This window comes from Micromonospora sp. WMMD737 (assembly GCF_049179055.1).
GTDB lineage: Bacteria > Actinomycetota > Actinomycetes > Mycobacteriales > Micromonosporaceae > Micromonospora > Micromonospora reichwaldensis.
The window spans coordinates 5236043-5253086 of record NZ_JBMHMH010000001.1 but is presented as its reverse complement, the minus strand read 5'-3'; the positions used below and the strand labels follow the sequence as shown (position 1 = coordinate 5253086).

Here is a 17044-nt window from a genome sequence, read left to right as displayed (position 1 = left end):
CCGCGTCCGTCCTAGTCCTGTTTCGCAGTCAGCCGCACGTAGACGGCGGAGAACCCGGCCAGCACCACGAGCATGATCACGCCGAGGGCGGCGGCGCCGTTGAGGTCGTTCTGGAAGAAGCCGTGCTGGTAGATGAGGTACGCGACCGAGGTCGCCGAGTCCTCCGCGCCCGCGCCGTTGGCGAGGATCAGCGGCTCGATGAAGAGCTGCATGGTGGCGACGATCTGGAGCATCGCCAGGAGCGCGAGGATCAGCCGGGTCTGCGGGATGGTCACGTGCATGATCCGCCGCCAGATCCCGGCGCCGTCCAGCTCGGCCGCCTCGTAGAGCTCGCCGGGGATGTTCTGCAACGCCGCCAGGTAGATCAGCACCGCGCTGCCCATGTTCATCCAGGTCGACGCCAGCACCATCGCGGGCATCGTCATCTCGGGGGACTGCATCCACTGCGACGTCGGCAGGTGCAGCGCCTTGAGGATCGCGTTGAGGAGTCCCGCGTCGCTGGGGTCGTACGCGTAGAACTTGAACAGGAAGAGCGCCGAGGCCGGCGGCAGCATCACCGGCAGGTAGACCAGGATCCGCAGGTACCCCTTGGCGTGGCGGAACTCGTTGAGCAGGATCGCCACGAAGAACGGCACCACGTACCCGAGGACGAGCGCGAGGACCGTGAAGTAGAAGGTGTTCTTCCAGGCGGTCCAGAAGCTCGGGTCGTCGAGGATGCGGGCGTAGTTGTCCCAGCCCACCCAGGTGGTCTCGCCGCGCCGGGTGCGCTGGAAGCTCATCACGATGCCACGGATCATCGGGTACCAGGAGAAGACCGCGAAGCAGAGCACCGCACCGATCAGGAACGCGTGGCCGGTGAGGTTGTCCCGCACCTTGCGGCCGAGGCTCGTACTCCGGTGCCCTGCCGGGGGCGGCGGTGTGGGGCGGGCCGTTTCGCTGGCGGCCCCCCGGGCGGCGATGATCGCCAAGGCAACTCCTGGTGAGTCGGTGACCGGATGGTGCGGTGCGGACCGGGTGGGGGACGGTGTGCCGCCCCCCACCCGATCGGGTCAGCTCTCGGCGGCGAGGAGCTGGTTGACCTTGTCCTCGGCCGTTTTGAGCAGCGCGTCGATGTTCGCGTTCGGGTTGGTCAGCACCCCGGACATCGCCGCGTCGAGCACCGCGTAGATCGCCTGCGCGTTGCGCGGTTCGCCCTTGATCTGCACCGGAGTGGCCTCGAAGAGCGCGAAGTTGGCGGTGTCGACGTTCGCGTTCGCCTTGCGCAGTTCGAGCTCCTGCTTCTGCGCGTCAGTTCCGTTGGCGAAGAGCAGCGGCTGGGGCAGGCCGACCGGGTAGTTCTGCGGCTTGGCCCGCACGTAGTCGAACTGGCCCTTGCCCGGCGTCAGCTTCTGGTAGGCGATCCACTTCAGACCGGCCTCGACCTGCTCCGGGGAGAGGCCCTTCTTGAAGAAGTAGCCCTCGCCACCGCCGAGCGTGCCCTTCGCCGGGCCGTCCTGGCCGGGCAGCGGCGCCATCGCCCAGTCCTGGAACTTGCCCTGGAACTGGCTGACGATCGCCTGGGTGGAGTCCGGCGCGCCGATGAACATGCCCACCTTGCCGGCGGCGGCGTTGGTCAGCAGGTCGCCCCACTGGAGCAGTTGGCGGCTGCCCATGCTGTTGTCGCCGTACCGCATGTCCTTGAGGTTCTGCAGGACCTGCTTGCCCATGGCGTTGTTGAAGTCGGCCTTCTTGCCGTCCTCGGTCAGCATCTGGCCGCCCTGCGAGTAGAGCAGCGAGGTGAAGTGCCAGCCGCCGGTGTTGCCGGCGCTGTACTCCGAGTAGCCGGCGATGCCGTTGCCGAGCGCGGAGATCTTCTTGGCGGCCGCCCGGACCTCGGGCCACGTCTTGGGCGGGTTGTTGACGTCGAGCCCCGCCTGCTGGAACAGCACCTTGTTGTAGACCAGGCCCATCGAGTAGTTCTTCGCCGGGACGGCGTAGAGCTTCCCGTCGTGGCTGAAGGCCTCCTTGAGCGCCGGGTCGACGCTGTCCCAGGTGGGGATCGTGTCCTTGTCGGCGTACTCGCTGATGTCCATCGCCTGGCCGGAGTCCAGCACCTGCTGGAGATCGGTCATGTAGCCGTAGAACAGGTCGGTCACGGTGCCACCGGCCAGGCGGGCGGTGAAGTCCGGCGGGTTGTTGCACTGCTCGCCGACGCTCACGCTCTTGATGACGATGTCGGGGTTCTGCCGCTGGAATTCGGCGACGTCGTCGTTCCAGTTCTTCAGCAGCTCTTTCTGGGAGCCGACCGGCTGGCAGTCGACGGTGACGGTGACCTTGCCGCCTGCGCTGCCTGTCGCGTCGTCGCTCTTCGTCGAACAGGCCGCAAGGCTGAGCCCCAGGCCGGCCACGAGCGCCAACGCCGCAGTCTTCCGGTACTGCGGTACGGACATCTGTCCATCCCTTCGGGAACGGTGTCTCCATGACCTGCGCTGATGCCCGGTGGTCGTCACCGCGCCGATGCGCCGGCACTGATCTGCATCTGCCGAGTGACCTGACCCCGGGTAGCTCCGCCGGGGTCAGGTGTGAGTGGGGTCACTGTAGCCAAGCGAACTTGCCCCAGCAAGGTATCGATCCTCTGCTGAAAAGACGAGACTTTGGTACGACAGATTTTGACAGGATCTTGGAAGGCGGCCGAGTTGCGGCTTTGACCCCGATTGGTTCCTGCCAGCGGGCAGGCAGAATGGAACGGCCGCCGACCGCGGGCAGCGGTCGACGGCCGTTCCGTCGTTCAGGTGGGCGGGGGCGGTCCCGGGTCAGCGACCGGGGGCGGGCGCGGTGGAACCGCGGACGACCAGCTCGGGCTCGAACAGCAGCTCGTCGTGCAGCACGCCGGCGCCCTCGATCTGGGTGACCAGCAGGTCCACGGCGGCCTGCCCCATGGTCTCGATCGGCTGCCGCACCGTGGTCAACGGCGGGTCGGTGCAGGTCATGAACGCGGAGTCGTCGAAGCCCACCACCGACACGTCGGTCGGCACCACCCGACCCAGCCGCCGGGCGGCCCGGATGGCGCCGAGGGCCAGCACGTCGCTGGCGCAGACGATGCCGGTCACGCCGCGCTCGACCAGCTTGGTCGCGGCGACCCGCGCCCCCTCCATGGAGAAGCTGGAGCGCTCCACGTACGTCGTGTCGTCACCCCAGCCCGCCGCCTGGGCCATCGCGTCCAGCTTGCGTCGGGACGGCACGTGCCCCTCCGGGCCGAGCACCATCCCGATCCGCTCGTGCCCGAGCGAGCGCAGGTGCCCGTACGCCTGCTCCACCGCCACCGCGTCGTCCGTGGAGACCCGGGGGAAGCCCAACTCGTCCACCCCCGCGTTGACCAGCACCACCGGCAGGCCCCGGTCGGTCAGCCGGCGGTAGTGGTCGTGCCGGGCGTCGGCGAGCGCGTACGACCCACCGGCGAAGATCACCCCGGAGACCTGGTGGTCCAGGAGCATCTCCACGTAGTCCATCTCGGAGACGCCACCGATGGTGCGGGCGCAGAGCGCCGGGGTGAACCCGCGCTGGGCGAGGGATCCGGTGACCACCTCGGCGAGCGCGGGGAAGATCGGGTTCTGCAACTCGGGCAGCACCAGCCCGACCAGCCGGGCGCGCTCGCCGCGCAGCTTGGTGGGCCGCTCGTAGCCGAGCACGTCCAGCGCGGTCAGCACCGCCGTCCGGGTCGCCTCGGAGACCCCGTCCCGGCCGTTGAGCACCCGGCTGACGGTGGCCTCGCTGACGCCCGCCTTCTTGGCAACTTCGGTCAACCGCTTCGTCACGGCCGCAATCGTACGTCATCGGAATGAAAGAAATGAGCAGCCATCTGCCGGGCGATTGCCTTCCGCTGCCGCGCGCTGCCCGTCATCCGGCAACCGGCGTGCGACCCGGCCGTCAGGACATGTTCCGCAGCGCGTCCTCGACCGTCCGGTGGAAGGTCGGGTAGGCGTAGATCATCTGCCGGAGCCGGGCGAGCGGCACGGCCGCGTGCACCGCCACCGCCAGACCGGAAAGCACCTCGCCACCGGCCGGCCCCACCGAGGTCGCGCCGATCAGCACGCCCTGGTCGGCGTCCGCGACCAGCTTGACGAAGCCCTCGTTGCCGGCCTTGTGGATCCAGCCCCGGGCCGACGACGGCAACCGGGCGAGGCCGACCTGCACGTTGACGCCCCGCTCGCGGGCCTGCGACTCGGTGAGGCCGACCGCGCCGACCTCGGGGTCGGTGAAGGTCACCCGGGGCAGCGCCCGGTAGTCGGCGCACGGCACCGCGCCGGCGGAGCCGCGCACGCCGGTGGTGCCCGACGCGCCACCCGTCGCGCTCGCGGTGCCGCTGGGGTCGGGCCCGCCTGCGGCGCGCCGGGCGTGGTCGAGCACGTCGGCGACGACGATCCCCGCCTGGTACATCGCGACGTGCGTGAACGCCCCCTCGCCGGTGACGTCGCCGACCGCCCAGATCCCCTCCGTCACGTGCAGCCGGTCGTCCACGGACAGGTAGCGCCGGCCGGCGTCCACCCCGACGGTGTCCAGGCCCAGCTCGTCCAGGTGGGCCCGGCGACCGGCCACCACCAGCAGCCGCTCGGCGGTGAACCGCGCCCCGCCGGCCGCGTGCAGGGCGAAGCCGCGCCCGTCGTGGCTGACCCGCTCCGCCCGTACCCCGGTGTGGATCTCCACCCCGTCCGCGCGCAGCGCGGCGGCGGCCACCTCGGACGCCTCGGGCTCCTCGACGGCGAGCACCCGGTCCAGGGCCTCGACCACGGTGACCCGGACCCCGAACCGGGCGAAGACCTGCGCCAGCTCCAGCCCGATCGCCCCGCCGCCCAGCACGAGCAGCGACTCCGGCAGCTCCTCGACCTCGATCGCCTGCCGGTTGGTCCAGTACGGCGTGTCGGCCAGCCCGTCGACCGGCGGCACGGACGGCCTGGTGCCGGTGCCCAGCACGATCCCGTGCCGGGCCTGGAAGACCCGTTCGCCGACGCGCACCCGGCCGGGGCCGTCGAGCCGGGCGGTGCCCCGGACGAACCGCCCGCCCTTGCCGGTGAACCGCTGCACCGCGACCGTGTCGTCCCAGGTGTCGGTGGCCTCCTCGCGGATCCGCTTCGCCACCGGCGTCCAGTCGGGCCGCACCTCGGCGGTGCCCGCGAGACCGTCCACCCGGCGGGCCTCGGCGATCGCGTTGGCCGCCCGGATCATCATCTTGCTCGGCACGCACCCCCAGTACGGGCACTCCCCGCCGACCAGGTCACGCTCGACGCCGACGACGGTCAGCCCCGCCTCGGCGAGCCGCCCGGCCACCTCCTCGCCGCCGACCCCGAGCCCGACCACGACCACGTCCACCAGTTCCGGATCCGCCATCCCGCCAGCATCGCGCACCGCCCGGCGGCCGGCCAGCGGGTCGAGCCGGAAATCCGCTGCCCGCCAGCGTCCCGGCCTCCTACCGTGGCCGGATGCGCACCCGCTTCTCCGCCGTCCACGACTGCTTCGCCGAACTGCTCGCCGAGGGCCGGGAGACCGGGGCCGGCCTGGCGATCTGGTACGACGGCGAGCCGGTGGTCGACATCGTCGGCGGCGAGCGGTCACCGGGGCGGCCGTGGCTGCCGGACACACTGGTGAACGTCTACTCCGTCGCCAAGCCGGTCGCCGCCCTCTGCCTGCTGGCGCTGGTCGACCGGGGCCGGCTCGACCTGGACGACCCCGTCGTCGACCACTGGCCCGGCTTCCGCGCCCCGGCCACCGTCCGCCAGGTGTTGGCGCACACCGCCGGGCTGCCGGCCTTCCCGGTGCCCCGGTCGGCCGCCGCCGTCGCCGACTGGGAGCTGCTCTGCGCCGACCTCGCCGCCGCCGAGCCGGAGTGGCCGCCCGGGTCCGTCGCGGGCGAGCACGCCTGGACGTACGGGCACCTGGTCGGCGAGCTGGTGCGGCGGGTCGACGGGCGGTCGGTGGGCCGCTTCCTGGCCGAGGAGATCGCCGGTCCGTGGCGGCTGGACCTCGGCTTCGGCCTGGGCGAGGCGGACCAGCGCCGCTGCGCCGACCTGCGCCACGGCGATCCGGGGTGGCCGGAGCGGGTGGCGGGCGAGCCGGGTTCGCTCTGGGCGCGGGCGCTGGACAACCCGCCCGGCGGCCGGGACCCGGCGGTGGTGAACAGCCCGCTCTGGCGCGGCGCCGAGGTGCCGGCCGTCAACCTGCACTCGACGGCCGGCGCCCTGGCCCGCCTCTACGCGGGACTGCTCGCCGGCGGCGTCCTCGACGGCGTACGGCTGTTCAGCCGGGAACTGGTGGCCGAGGCGACCCGGGTCCAGTACGACGGCGACGACCTGCTGCTCGGCCGGCGGACCCGCTGGACGCTGGGCATGCAGTGGGAGGAGGACGGCAGCTGGGGCATGGGCGGGATCGGCGGCAGCTCCGCCTGGGCCGATCCCGGACGCGGCTACACCTTCGCCTACGCCACGGCGCACCTGGCAGACCACGACCGGGTCGACGCCCTGGCGGACGCCCTACATTCCTGCCTCTGACCGCACGGCTGCGGCCGTCACGGGGTCGGCACGGCCAGCGGGCCGGGCACCCGGGCGGGGCCGGGGATCACCACCGGCGTGCCGGTGGGGGTGAGCAGGGCGCGGGCGGCCACCGCCAGCCGGCGGCGCTGCGGCACCAGCGCCCGGTCGACGAAGACGTCGTAGTCCTGCGCGGCCACCTCGTCCAGGATCCCGCCGTAGAGCGCGTACGCGGTGCGCATGCAGGCCTGCGAGGCGGGTGCGAGCAGGGTGATCCCGGGAGCCGCGGCGACGTAGTGCGCCTGGGCGCGGGTCACCTCGTACGCGATCAACTCCCGGATCCGGGACGTGGCGCGGCCCCGGGCGCGCGCCTCGGCCAGGTCCTCCCGGGTGACGCCGAACAGCGCCAGGTCGTCGTCGGGCAGGTAGGTCCGCCCCCGGTCGAGGTCCTCGGCCACGTCCCGGATGAAGTTGGTGAGCTGGAAGGCGAAGCCGAGCTGGCGGGCCGGCTCCCGGGCCGCCGCCGGGTCGGAGCTGCCCAGGATCGGCAGCATCATGGTGCCGATCACCGCCGCCGAGCCCTCCATGTAGTGGAGCAGGTGGTCGTAGGTGCGGTACGAGGTGACCGTCAGGTCCATCGCCATGCTCTTGAGAAACGACGCGAAGTCGTCCCGGTCGAGATCGAAGACGGCGATCGTGTGCAGCACGGCGGGGAGCAGCGGGTCGTCCACCGGTTCGCCGTGCAGTCCGGCGACGAAGCGGCCGGCCCAGTCGTCGAGCCGGGCGGCGCGCTCGGCCGGGGGAAGTTCCTCGGTGCGGTCGACGATCTCGTCGGCGTAGCGCGTGAATCCGTACAAGGCGTGCACATGCCGCCGTTTCCAAGCGGGCAGCAGCCGGGTGGCGAGATAGTAGGTGCGGCCGTGCCGTTTGTGCAGCTCACGGCAGCGGTCATAGGCAGCGGTGAGATCGGTGTCCACCGGCCCTCCCTCATTTATCGACGCACGAATCGACGCAACTCGTAAGCCTAGGGTACGCTCGGTCACATGGCCAACGACGCAGTTGCGGGTAACTCGCTCCGCGTGGCCCCCGCCGGCCCGACCGACGGGGACGACCCGGTCCGGGCGGTCCTGGCCGCGTACACGAAGGACCTGGTCACGGCGGTGCAGGACACCCTCGCCGCCTTCCTGGCCGCCGAGGTCGACGCGTTGCACGAGATCGACGCGGCAATGGGCGGATTCGCCGCGACGGCGCGCGACTGCGTGCTGGCCGGCGGCAAGCGCGTCCGTCCCACGTTCGCCTACTGGGGGTGGCGCGGCGCGCCGGACGGCACGGGGCCGCTGCCGGCGGTGCTGCCCGCCTTCGCCGCCCTGGAACTGCTGCACACCTTCGCCCTCGTCCAAGACGACGTGATGGACGCCTCCGCGACCCGCCGCGGCCGGCCGACCGCGCACGTGGCGCTGGCCGCCCGGCACGTCGCCGCCGGCCACCGGGGCGATCCGCGTCGGTTCGGCGAGTCGGTCGCCGTGCTGATCGGTGACCTCTGCATGGTCTGGGCCGACCGGCTCCTCGCGCACGCGACGCTGCCGCCGGCCCGCCTGCTCGACGTCCGGCGCTGCTACGACCAGATGCGCGTGGAGACGATCGCCGGGCAGTACCTCGACGTGCTCGGCGAGAGCGACGCGGCGAACTGGTCGGTCGACCGGGCGCTGCGGGTCGCCCGCTACAAGACCGCGAGCTACACCGTGCAGCGGCCGCTGCTCTTCGGCGCCTGCCTGGCCGGCGTCGGCGGCGACGCCCCGCTGACCGCCGCGTACACCCGCTACGGGCTGGCCGTCGGCGAGGCGTTCCAGCTCTGCGACGACCTGCTCGGCGTCTACGGCGACCCGGCGACCACCGGCAAGCCGGCCGGCGACGACCTGCGCACCGGCAAGCCGACCGTGCTGCTCATGCTGGCCCGGCAGCTCGCCACGCCGACCCAGCGGCGCGCGCTCGACGGCCTCGGCGCCGACGTGGGGGACGCGGAGGTCGCCCGCCTCGCCGAACTGGTCGCCGACACCGGGGCGGTCGACCGGGTCGAACGCATGATCTCCGACCGGGTCGACGAGGCGCTGACCGCCCTCGGCACCGCGTCGATCGACGAGACCGCGCGCACCGCGCTGACCGGCCTCGCCACCGCCGCCACCAACCGGCGGGCATGATGGGCAACTTCGCACAAGGAGGTGGTCGCGTGCGCACCGTCGACGGGCGTACGGACCGGGTGGTCGTCGTCGGCGCCGGGCTGGGCGGGCTGGCCTGCGCGCTGCACCTGGCGGGCAGCGGTCGGCAGGTGACCGTGCTGGAGCGCGAGCCGGTGCCGGGCGGCCGGGCCGGCCGGCTCGGCGTGGACGGCTACGAGTTCGACACCGGACCCACCGTGCTCACCATGCCCGACCTGATCGCCGAGGCGCTCGGCGCGGTCGGCGAGGAGCTGGACGACTGGCTCGACCTCACCCCGCTCGACCCGGCCTACCGGGCGTACTACCCGGACGGCTCGACGCTGGACGTCATCACCGACACGACCCGGATGGCCGCCGAGATCGCCCGGGTCTGCGGCCCGCGCGAGGCCGACGGCTACCTGCGCTTCGTCGACTACGCGCGCAGGCTCTGGCAGTGGGAACGCGCCGACTTCATCGAGCGCAACCTGGACGCGCCCACCGACTTGCTCACCGGCAACCTGGTCAAGCTGCTGGCGGGCGGCGCGTTCCGCCGACTCCAGACGAAGATCAACCAGTTCTTCCGGGACCCGCGCACCCAGCGGATCTTCTCCTTCCAGGCGATGTACGCCGGCCTCGCCCCGCACGACGCGCTGGCCATCTACGCGGTCATCGCGTACCTCGACTCGGTGGCCGGTGTCTACTTCCCGCGCGGCGGCATCCACGCGGTCTCCCGCGGCATGGCCGGCGCCGCCGAGAAGCACGGCGTCGAGATCCGCTACGACACCACGGTGACCCGGGTGGAGACCGCGCACGGCCGGGCCACCGGCGTGGTGACCGCGGACGGCGAGCTGATCCCGGCCGACGTGGTCGTGCTCAATCCCGACCTGCCGGTCGCCTACCGCGACCTGCTGCCGCCGAGCCGTCCGCGCCGGCTCACCTACTCCCCTTCCTGCGTGGTCCTGCACGTCGGGTCGACCCAGGGGTATGGGAAGATCGCCCACCACAACATCCACTTCGGACGGTCGTGGAAGGGCACCTTCGATGAGGTCATCCGGCGGGGCGAGCTGATGAGCGACCCGTCCCTGCTGGTCACCAACCCGAGCCGGACCGACCCGTCGGTGGCGCCGGCCGGGCGGCACACCTACTACGTGCTCGCCCCGGTGCCCAACCTCGACCGGGCGCCCTTCGACTGGCGGGGCGACCTCACCCGGCGCTACGCCGACCAGCTCGTCGGGACCCTGGAGGAGCGCGGCTACGTCGGCTTCGGGGCCGGCGTCGAGGTGCTGCGGGCCGTGACCCCGGCCGAGTGGGCGGAGCAGGGCATGGCCGCCGGCACCCCGTTCGCCGCCGCCCACAGCCTCTTCCAGACCGGCCCCTTCCGCCCGTCGAACCTGCACCGGACGCTGCCGAACGTCGTCTTCGTCGGCTCGGGCACCCAGCCCGGCGTCGGCGTGCCCATGGTGCTCATCTCCGGCAAGCTGGCCGCCGGCCGCATCACCGGGGCAGCCTGATGACCCTCCCCCTCGGACCCTGGAGACACCTGCCGTGACCACCCGCGAGAAGCATCTCGTCGAGCTCGTCGACGACGCCGGGCGGCCGCAGGGCGAGACCACCGTGGCCGCCGCCCACCAGCCCCCGGGCCAGCTCCACCGCGCCTTCTCGGTGCTGCTCGTCGACCCCGACGGCCGGGTGCTGCTGCAACGGCGGGCGCCGGTGAAGACCCGCTTCCCGCTGCGCTGGGCCAACTCGTGCTGCGGCCACCCGACGCCGGGCGAGTCCCTCGTCGAGGCCGCCAACCGCCGGCTGCGCGAGGAGCTCGGCGCCGGCCCGGTCGAGCTGACCGAGGTCGGGGTGTACGTCTACTACGCCGAGGACCCGGTCACCGGCCGGGTCGAGTTCGAGTACGACCACGTCCTGCGGGGCGAGTTCCGGCCGGGCGACCCGCTGCTGCCCGACCCCGACGAGGTGGCCGAGCTGCGCTGGGTGGACCCCCTCTCGCTGGCGGCCGACCTCGACGCCGACCCCCGCGCGTACGCACCGTGGCTGGGCGGGGTGGTGAACCGCCTGCTGGCCCCCGCGGGGCCCGCCGTCGGCCCGCCCGGCCCGGACGCCAGCCCGCCGGGTCCGGCCGCGAGCCCGCCGGGTCCGGCCGCGAGCCCGCCGGCGAACGACGCCTCGGAGCGGTCGGGTGGCCGATGAGGCGCTGAGCGCGGGAGCCGTCGCCCGACGGCTGGGCGTCGCCGTGACCACCCTGCGCACCTGGCACCAGCGCTACGGCCTCGGGCCCAGCGAGCACGTACCCGGGCACCACCGGCGCTACACGCCGGCCGACCTCGCGCGCCTGGAGATCATGCGACGGCTCACCGCCCAGGGGGTCACCCCGGCGGAGGCGGCCCGCTGGGCCCGCCGGGCACCGGACGCCGTGCCCGCCGACGCCGCCGTACCCCCACGGGTGCGCGCCGTCGCCGGCCGGGACGGCGGCGGTACGACGATCCCGGTCGGCCGGGCCGGGCCGGCGGCCCGGGGGCTGGCCCGCGCCGCCATGCGGCTGGACGCGGTCGCGATCGGCGAGACGATCGCCCGGGCCGTCCAGGCGGACGGCGTGATCGCCACCTGGGACGGCTTGCTGCGCCCCGTGCTCTTCGGCATCGGGGAGCGGCACGCCGCCACCGGTGGGCTGGTCGAGGTCGAGCACCTGATGTCGCGCTGCGTCTCGGAGGCGTTCGCGGTGGCCGCCCGGGCCGGCGCGCCCGCCGGCCCACCGCGCATCGTGCTCACCTGCGCAGACGAGGAGCAGCACACCCTGCCGTTGGAGGCACTCGCCGCCGCACTCGCCGAGGCCGGGGTCGGCTACCGGATGCTCGGCGCCCGGATGCCGCTGCCCGCGCTGCTCGAGGCCGTCAACCGGACCGGGCCGGCCGCCGTCGTGATCTGGTCGCACGCCCGGGCCACCGCCGACCCCACCCAGCTCAACGCCCTGCTCGCCGCGCCCCGCCGGCCGCTGCTGGTGCTCGCCGCCGGGCCGGGCTGGCTGGCGGACTCGCTGCCCGCCGGGGTGGTACGGCCGGTCGACCTCACGGAGGCGGTCTCGCTCGCACTCGCCCTACGCGACTCCCTGGACCAGGCGACGGCGGACTGACGGGGGTGCCGAGGGCGGAACGCCGTCCACTAGCGTCGGGAGGTCCGCCGACCCCGACCCCCTCCGGGAGCGAACGATGCGCCTACGCACCGTGCTGGCCACCGGTCTGGCCCTGATCCTCCTCGGCGGCTGCGGCGACGGCACCGCGACGGATCGGCGGGCCGCCGGCCCCGACCCCGTCGCCTCGGCCCCGCTGCCGGCCGAGCCGGCTCCGTCGGCCGCCCCGCGACCGACCCGCGGCACCCCGCCCAGGCGCCTGGTCCGGCCGCTGCCACCGAAGCTGCCGACGGGGCTGCGGCGCACGACCGGCGCACGGACCGTGGCGCTGACCTTCGACGACGGGCCGAACCCGACCTGGACGCCGAAGGTCCTCGACCGCCTCCGGGCGGCCAAGGTCACCGCCACCTTCTGCGTGGTGGGCAAGCAGGCCCGGCGCCATCCCGACCTGGTCCGACGGATCGTGCGGGAGGGCCACCAGCTCTGCAACCACAGCTGGAACCACGACCTGGATCTCGCCCGGCGTCCGGCCGCCGAGATCCGGCGGGACCTCCTGCGCACCAACGCGGCCATCCGGGCGGCGGTGCCGGGCGCCAAGGTGCCGTTCTACCGGCAGCCGGGCGGCCGGTGGACGGCCGAGGTCGTGACGGTCGCCAAGCAGCTCGGCATGCGGTCGCTGCACTGGCACGTCGACCCGCAGGACTGGGGCAAGCCGACCGCCGCGACGATCACCAAGCGGGTACGCGCCGCGGCCCGCCCCGGCTCGATCGTGCTGCTGCACGACGGCGGCGGCGATCGGGCCGCCACGCTGGCCGCCAGCCCACGCCTGATCGCCGACCTGAAGCGCCGCTACGGCGTCGCCCGGCTCCGCTAGAGCCTCCTGACCTGCGGTTTTGCGGCGTGTTGTGGCCAGGGCCATACCGGTTTGGTCGACGGACCGATCATCACGTAAGCTATCCAAGCCTCCGGCGGGGCCGGATGGGAGCAAGTCCGCTTGAAGTTGCGAGTGTGCAATGATGGCGGGGCCGCCCTCATCGTCTAGCGGCCCAGGACGCCGCCCTTTCAAGGCGGTAGCACGGGTTCGAATCCCGTTGGGGGCACGGTCCGGCTTCGGCCGGAGGCAACAAAGCTAGGTCCTGTGGAGCAGTTGGAGTGCTCGCCGCCCTGTCAAGGCGGAGGTCGCGGGTTCAAGTCCCGTCAGGACCGCCAGCGGAGAACGCCGCGCCCTGCGCGGCGTTCTGCGTATCGGGGCATGTGACCCTTCCGGCGGAGAACCCGCCGTGCGGGTAGCATGAACCGAGCAACACGGCCAGGTAGCTCAGTTGGTACGAGCGTCCGACTGAAAATCGGAAGGTCGGCGGTTCGACCCCGCCCCTGGCCACATAGCCTTTCGCCGGGCTAAAGAGGTCCCCACCAGCGGAAACGCCGGTGGGGATCTTCTTGTATGCCCTCCTGGCGCATCGATCGGCGCTGCCCGTGGTCGACCGCCCTTGACCTCTGGTCGCTGCCGCTCGTTGCACGTTCGCTGCACGCGCCCCCTACCCTGCTGCCCCCTTCCTCACCTCCCACCCCTCCACCACCCTCACCCCACCCCTCCTGACCGGGCAGAATCCGGCGGCCTCGCGGATCTCCGGGTTCGGCTCCATCACCCCGGCCAGCGCCGAGAGACGCCGTCCACCACCGCGAAGTGCCCGGCCGCGACACTTTCGCACATGCTCGACCCGGTACACGGGTTCCGGTCCACGGCGACCCGCCAGCCGGTCTTCTCCCCGGACTCGTCCGAACGCACGATGACTTCCTCCCTCACCCCGACGTCGGAAATGCTCGCGGCCGGGTACGCATCGTCCAGCGTAAGGCGATCGGGCCGTCGTCCGCGGGATCGGCGCCCGTCTGGCGCAGGATCTCGACGCCTTGCCATTCGACGGAAATCAAAATCGGGGGGAGCGGGCCCCATGGACCCCTATCGGGAAAGCCGGTGGCGGCCGCATTCGCCGATCCACGTTGCTTACCCGGTGATTACCGGCTTGTTCCACGGCGGATCCTATGTTTCGTCAGCGCGGCAACAGACGAGATCACCCCGCATCGCGGTCCACCTGCGAACAGGAGTCAGCATGGCAACGTTGGGCCCCACCGTGCCGGCCGGCAAGGCCGACAGTCCGCCGTCGTTCCCGATGCGCCGCTCCGGGTGCCCCTTCAACCCACCCCCGGAGTACGAGACGCTGCGCTCGACGGAACCGGTGTCCCGGGCCGTGCTTCGCGACGGCAGCACCGTCTGGCTGGTCTCGCGGTACGCCGACGTCCAGGCCGCGCTCACCGACCCCCGGATCAGCAGCGACAGCACCATCCCGGGCATTCCCCTGGCCGGCGGTACCGGGGTGGACCCGCAAGGACGGCGTTCGTCCTTCGTCCGGATGGACCCGCCCGAGCACGACATCTACCGCAAACTGCTGGTGCCCGACTTCACGATGCGCAAGATCCGCACCTTGCGCCCGCGGATCCAGCGGACGGTGGACGATGCGCTGGACGTCATGCGGGACAGTGGCCAGCCCGCCGACCTCGTGAAGCTGGTGGCGCTACGGGTGCCGTCGGTACTCACCTGCGAACTTCTCGGCGTGCCGGAGTCCGAGCACCACTTCTTCCAGACCCGCGCGAATATCCTGCTCGAGCGCAGCGTCCCGATGAACGAACTCCGGACCGCCGTGATGGAGATGCGCACCCACATGCTCGCCCTGTTGGACGAGAAACGCCGTAACCCGGGCGACGACATCCTCACCAAACTCGCGCATGCACCGGCCGAACTCGAGCTGGCTGATTCCGACCTCGCCGGCGCGGCCCAGAGCGTGCTGAACGCATCGCACGAGTCGACTGCCAGCATGATCGCCCTCGGCACGCTGGTCCTGTTGGAACACCCCGGTACGCTCGCCGAGCTGAAAGCCGACCCGGCCCTGTGGCCCAAGGCTGTCGAGGAGTTGCTCCGCTACCTCAGCGTCGGCGATCTGGTTCTGCCCCGGATCGCCAAGGAGGACGTCGAGATCGCGGGACAACGGATCGCGGCCGGTGAGGGTCTGTATCTCCTCGCCGCCTCGGCCAACCACGACAAGGACTTCTTCGAGGACCCGGACACCTTCGACATTCATCGCTCGACGCGTGGGCACATGGCGTACGGCTACGGCATCCACCAGTGCATCGGCCAGAACATGGCCAACGCGGAGCTGGAGATCGTCTTCGAGACCCTGTTCCGGCGGTTCCCCGACCTGCGCTGCACCGTGCCGCTCAAGGAGCTGTCGTACAAACACGAGAGCGCTTTCTTCGGCGTTTACGAATTGCCGGTCACCTGGTGAACCGGTGAGACGGAGCGGCCGGCCGATTTCGGCCGGCCGCTCCGTCTCCCGCGGTCGTGCAGGCCGTGGATATCGCTGCGGCCCGCCAGCCACTCCCGGATCGCGTCGGTCATGTCCTTGTCGCTGTCGTAGGCGCTTTCGTTGCACAGCTGCCGTAATTCGTCCGCGCGGCCATCATCGATCCGCTTTCTGCCCCCTAATCGCAGCGATCACTTGGCGAAGCTGGCCCGCCACGACGATGCCAGCGTCTCATCGATGACCGGCTTTTCGTGAGCCGCGACGGATCACCGCTGCGGGGCAACACCTTGCGTCAGGCGTTCGTCCGGGCGCGGAAGCAAGTCCGCCTCGATGATCTGACCTTCCATGACCTGCGGCACACCGGACAGCCCCTCGCCGCGCAGACCGGCGCGACCCTGGTTGACCTGATGAAGCGGCTCGGGCACTCGTCCATGGCTGCGGCACGCCGGTATCTGCACGCTGTCGACGGGCGTGACCGCGAGATCGCCAAGGCCCTGTCGGAACTCGCCGCACACGGTGTCGTCGCACGGCTGTCCCGGCACATCACGATGCGGAGCTAATCCGATGGGCCATCGCACGACAGGCCACGACGGGCTTCTGACCTGCGGAGATGTGGGCGCTTGGAAATCGGGAGGCTTCCGGTTCGACGCCGGAGGGGACTCTGCTTCACCTTCCCTGGGGCCAGCGCTGGGTGGCTCCTTCGGAGCTGACGGTCCGGGCAGCGTCGGTGGCAGGACCGGGCTGGCGGACGTCACCTGTCGCCCCGGCTCCGCTGGGTCCGGTGCGCCTGGCGCGTCTGAGGCGCCGTACCGCCTCGGCTCCGGCCGCTCCCGCCGCAAGCAGCCCCGCCATCAGCGGCCATGGAGTACGACGCTTCACGGCTTGTTGCCTCTTCCGAACACGGGCACGACGGAGAGGGACGGCTGTTTTCCTCTTCAGGTACCTCTGCGCTGTCATTCCTCATTGTGGGCACCCGCGACCGGGCCAGGTGGCTAAATCGAGGTGCAGAATTGTCCGGTTGATCCTTCCCCCGAGTTGGTGGCGGGGACGAGGGTGGCCGGTCAGGTGCTGCGGCTGTCAGGTCATCCAGCCAGCCGCGATCCGAATGGAGTCGGCGCAATCGCACGTTGGCTGCCGCAGTACTCGACGTGGCGGCGCCTCTGCTACGTTGCGCCCTTCCGGGGCGGCCGACATCCCGGCGACCAGGACGAGCCCCGGGAAGGGAGCGCGGTGCCCACCGTCGACATGCCCGCACTGCGCGAGCGGATCGTCGCGAGCATCTGCGCGACGATCGGCCCGATGCTGGAGGGACGCGCATCGGAGGAGCTGTACGCGGTGGCGCTCACCACGGACAGCGACGTCGTCACGGTGACCCTGCTGGCGCACACCGAAGAGGCCCTCCAGGTGCTCGTCGAGGCCGACGACGCGTACGCCGACGGCTACCGCTGGTGGCCTGACGAGTGGGCTGTCACGGACGACCACGGGGCTACCGAGCCCGGCGTCGAATCGATGGTGCAGATCAGCCGGGACATGTTCGACACCCACGACTCGCTCGGCGACGACGACGAGGCTCACGACGAATGGTGCCTCCGGGCCCGCGCGACGCTGGAGGACGCCCTCGGCGACCACCGCGTCCGGGCGCGCATCGCCGACATCAACCCCGCCTGGCACCCCGTGCTGTTCGTCACGGACACGGACGGCAACGCACATCTCACGGTGCGCAGCATCGAACTGCTCAACAGCGGCCACCCGAACCCCGACCTCGTCGCCTCCGCCCGCGACTTCTTCGACGAGACGGACGGCGGCTGACGACCGTTGCCGTAACTCCATGTCCGCGACGCCTACGCCGCTACG

At 72.0% G+C, this 17044-nt stretch carries 14 protein-coding genes and 3 tRNA genes; 12 read left to right on the top strand and 5 right to left on the bottom strand.

Annotated elements, in window-relative coordinates; genetic code table 11:
* Positions 1-11 precede the first annotated feature (11 nt).
* The 4 genes from ACN27A_RS23220 to ACN27A_RS23205 all read right to left on the bottom strand — a co-directional run bounded on the left by ACN27A_RS23220 (position 12) and on the right by ACN27A_RS23205 (position 5364).
* Positions 12-968 carry a carbohydrate ABC transporter permease gene (locus tag ACN27A_RS23220; RefSeq protein WP_421456801.1) on the bottom strand — a complete coding sequence of 319 codons (957 nt, stop codon included), beginning with the start codon at positions 966-968 and terminating at the stop codon, positions 12-14.
* Between the two features lie 81 nt (positions 969-1049).
* Complete coding sequence (locus tag ACN27A_RS23215) at positions 1050-2429, bottom strand: ABC transporter substrate-binding protein (protein ID WP_421456800.1); 1380 nt, start codon at positions 2427-2429, stop codon at positions 1050-1052.
* A 363-nt stretch (positions 2430-2792) separates the two neighbouring features.
* Complete coding sequence (locus ACN27A_RS23210; protein ID WP_421456799.1) at positions 2793-3794, bottom strand: LacI family DNA-binding transcriptional regulator; 1002 nt, start codon at positions 3792-3794, stop codon at positions 2793-2795.
* Between the two features lie 112 nt (positions 3795-3906).
* Complete coding sequence (locus tag ACN27A_RS23205; RefSeq protein WP_421456798.1) at positions 3907-5364, bottom strand: dihydrolipoyl dehydrogenase family protein; 1458 nt, start codon at positions 5362-5364, stop codon at positions 3907-3909.
* A 92-nt stretch (positions 5365-5456) separates the two neighbouring features.
* Here ACN27A_RS23205 and ACN27A_RS23200 point away from each other — a divergent pair, with 92 nt between their 5' ends.
* Positions 5457-6521 carry a serine hydrolase domain-containing protein gene (locus ACN27A_RS23200; RefSeq protein WP_421456797.1) on the top strand — a complete coding sequence of 355 codons (1065 nt, stop codon included), beginning with the start codon at positions 5457-5459 and terminating at the stop codon, positions 6519-6521.
* A gap of 17 nt (positions 6522-6538) precedes the next feature.
* Here ACN27A_RS23200 and ACN27A_RS23195 read toward each other — a convergent pair whose 3' ends face one another.
* A complete protein-coding gene (locus ACN27A_RS23195; RefSeq protein WP_421456796.1) occupies positions 6539-7477 on the bottom strand; it encodes a phytoene/squalene synthase family protein in 939 nt (312 codons plus the stop codon).
* Between the two features lie 66 nt (positions 7478-7543).
* Between ACN27A_RS23195 and ACN27A_RS23190 the strand changes: the two genes are divergently transcribed.
* The 11 genes from ACN27A_RS23190 to ACN27A_RS23140 all read left to right on the top strand — a co-directional run bounded on the left by ACN27A_RS23190 (position 7544) and on the right by ACN27A_RS23140 (position 16999).
* On the top strand, positions 7544-8698 hold the full coding sequence (locus tag ACN27A_RS23190; protein ID WP_421456795.1) for a polyprenyl synthetase family protein: 1155 nt from the start codon (positions 7544-7546) through the stop codon (positions 8696-8698).
* The gene (gene crtI / locus ACN27A_RS23185) at positions 8698-10206 is read left to right on the top strand and encodes a phytoene desaturase family protein (protein WP_327031129.1); all 1509 of its coding nucleotides are present in this window, start codon (positions 8698-8700) and stop codon (positions 10204-10206) included. Before ACN27A_RS23190 ends, crtI begins: the two co-directional genes overlap by 1 nt.
* 34 nt (positions 10207-10240) lie before the next feature.
* Positions 10241-10894: an isopentenyl-diphosphate Delta-isomerase gene (gene idi, locus ACN27A_RS23180; protein WP_421456794.1), complete on the top strand. Its 654-nt coding sequence runs from the start codon at positions 10241-10243 to the stop codon at positions 10892-10894.
* Positions 10884-11834: a MerR family transcriptional regulator gene (locus tag ACN27A_RS23175; RefSeq protein ID WP_421456793.1), complete on the top strand. Its 951-nt coding sequence runs from the start codon at positions 10884-10886 to the stop codon at positions 11832-11834. Before idi ends, ACN27A_RS23175 begins: the two co-directional genes overlap by 11 nt.
* Before the next feature lie 76 nt (positions 11835-11910).
* On the top strand, positions 11911-12705 hold the full coding sequence (locus ACN27A_RS23170; protein WP_421456792.1) for a polysaccharide deacetylase family protein: 795 nt from the start codon (positions 11911-11913) through the stop codon (positions 12703-12705).
* 153 nt (positions 12706-12858) lie between these two features.
* Positions 12859-12931: transfer RNA gene (locus ACN27A_RS23165), tRNA-Glu, on the top strand.
* Positions 12932-12963: 32 nt separating this feature from the next.
* Positions 12964-13040, top strand: a tRNA-Asp gene (locus tag ACN27A_RS23160).
* Positions 13041-13138: 98 nt separating this feature from the next.
* Positions 13139-13212 (top strand) — tRNA-Phe (locus tag ACN27A_RS23155).
* 739 nt (positions 13213-13951) lie between these two features.
* Positions 13952-15172: a cytochrome P450 gene (locus ACN27A_RS23150; RefSeq protein ID WP_421456791.1), complete on the top strand. Its 1221-nt coding sequence runs from the start codon at positions 13952-13954 to the stop codon at positions 15170-15172.
* Between the two features lie 251 nt (positions 15173-15423).
* Positions 15424-15750, top strand: a complete 327-nt coding sequence (locus ACN27A_RS23145; protein WP_421458570.1) for a tyrosine-type recombinase/integrase — start codon at positions 15424-15426, stop codon at positions 15748-15750.
* Between the two features lie 670 nt (positions 15751-16420).
* Entirely contained in the window at positions 16421-16999 is a 579-nt protein-coding gene (locus ACN27A_RS23140; protein ID WP_421456790.1) for a DUF4303 domain-containing protein, read from the top strand.
* The last annotated feature ends 45 nt before the right edge of the window (positions 17000-17044 follow it).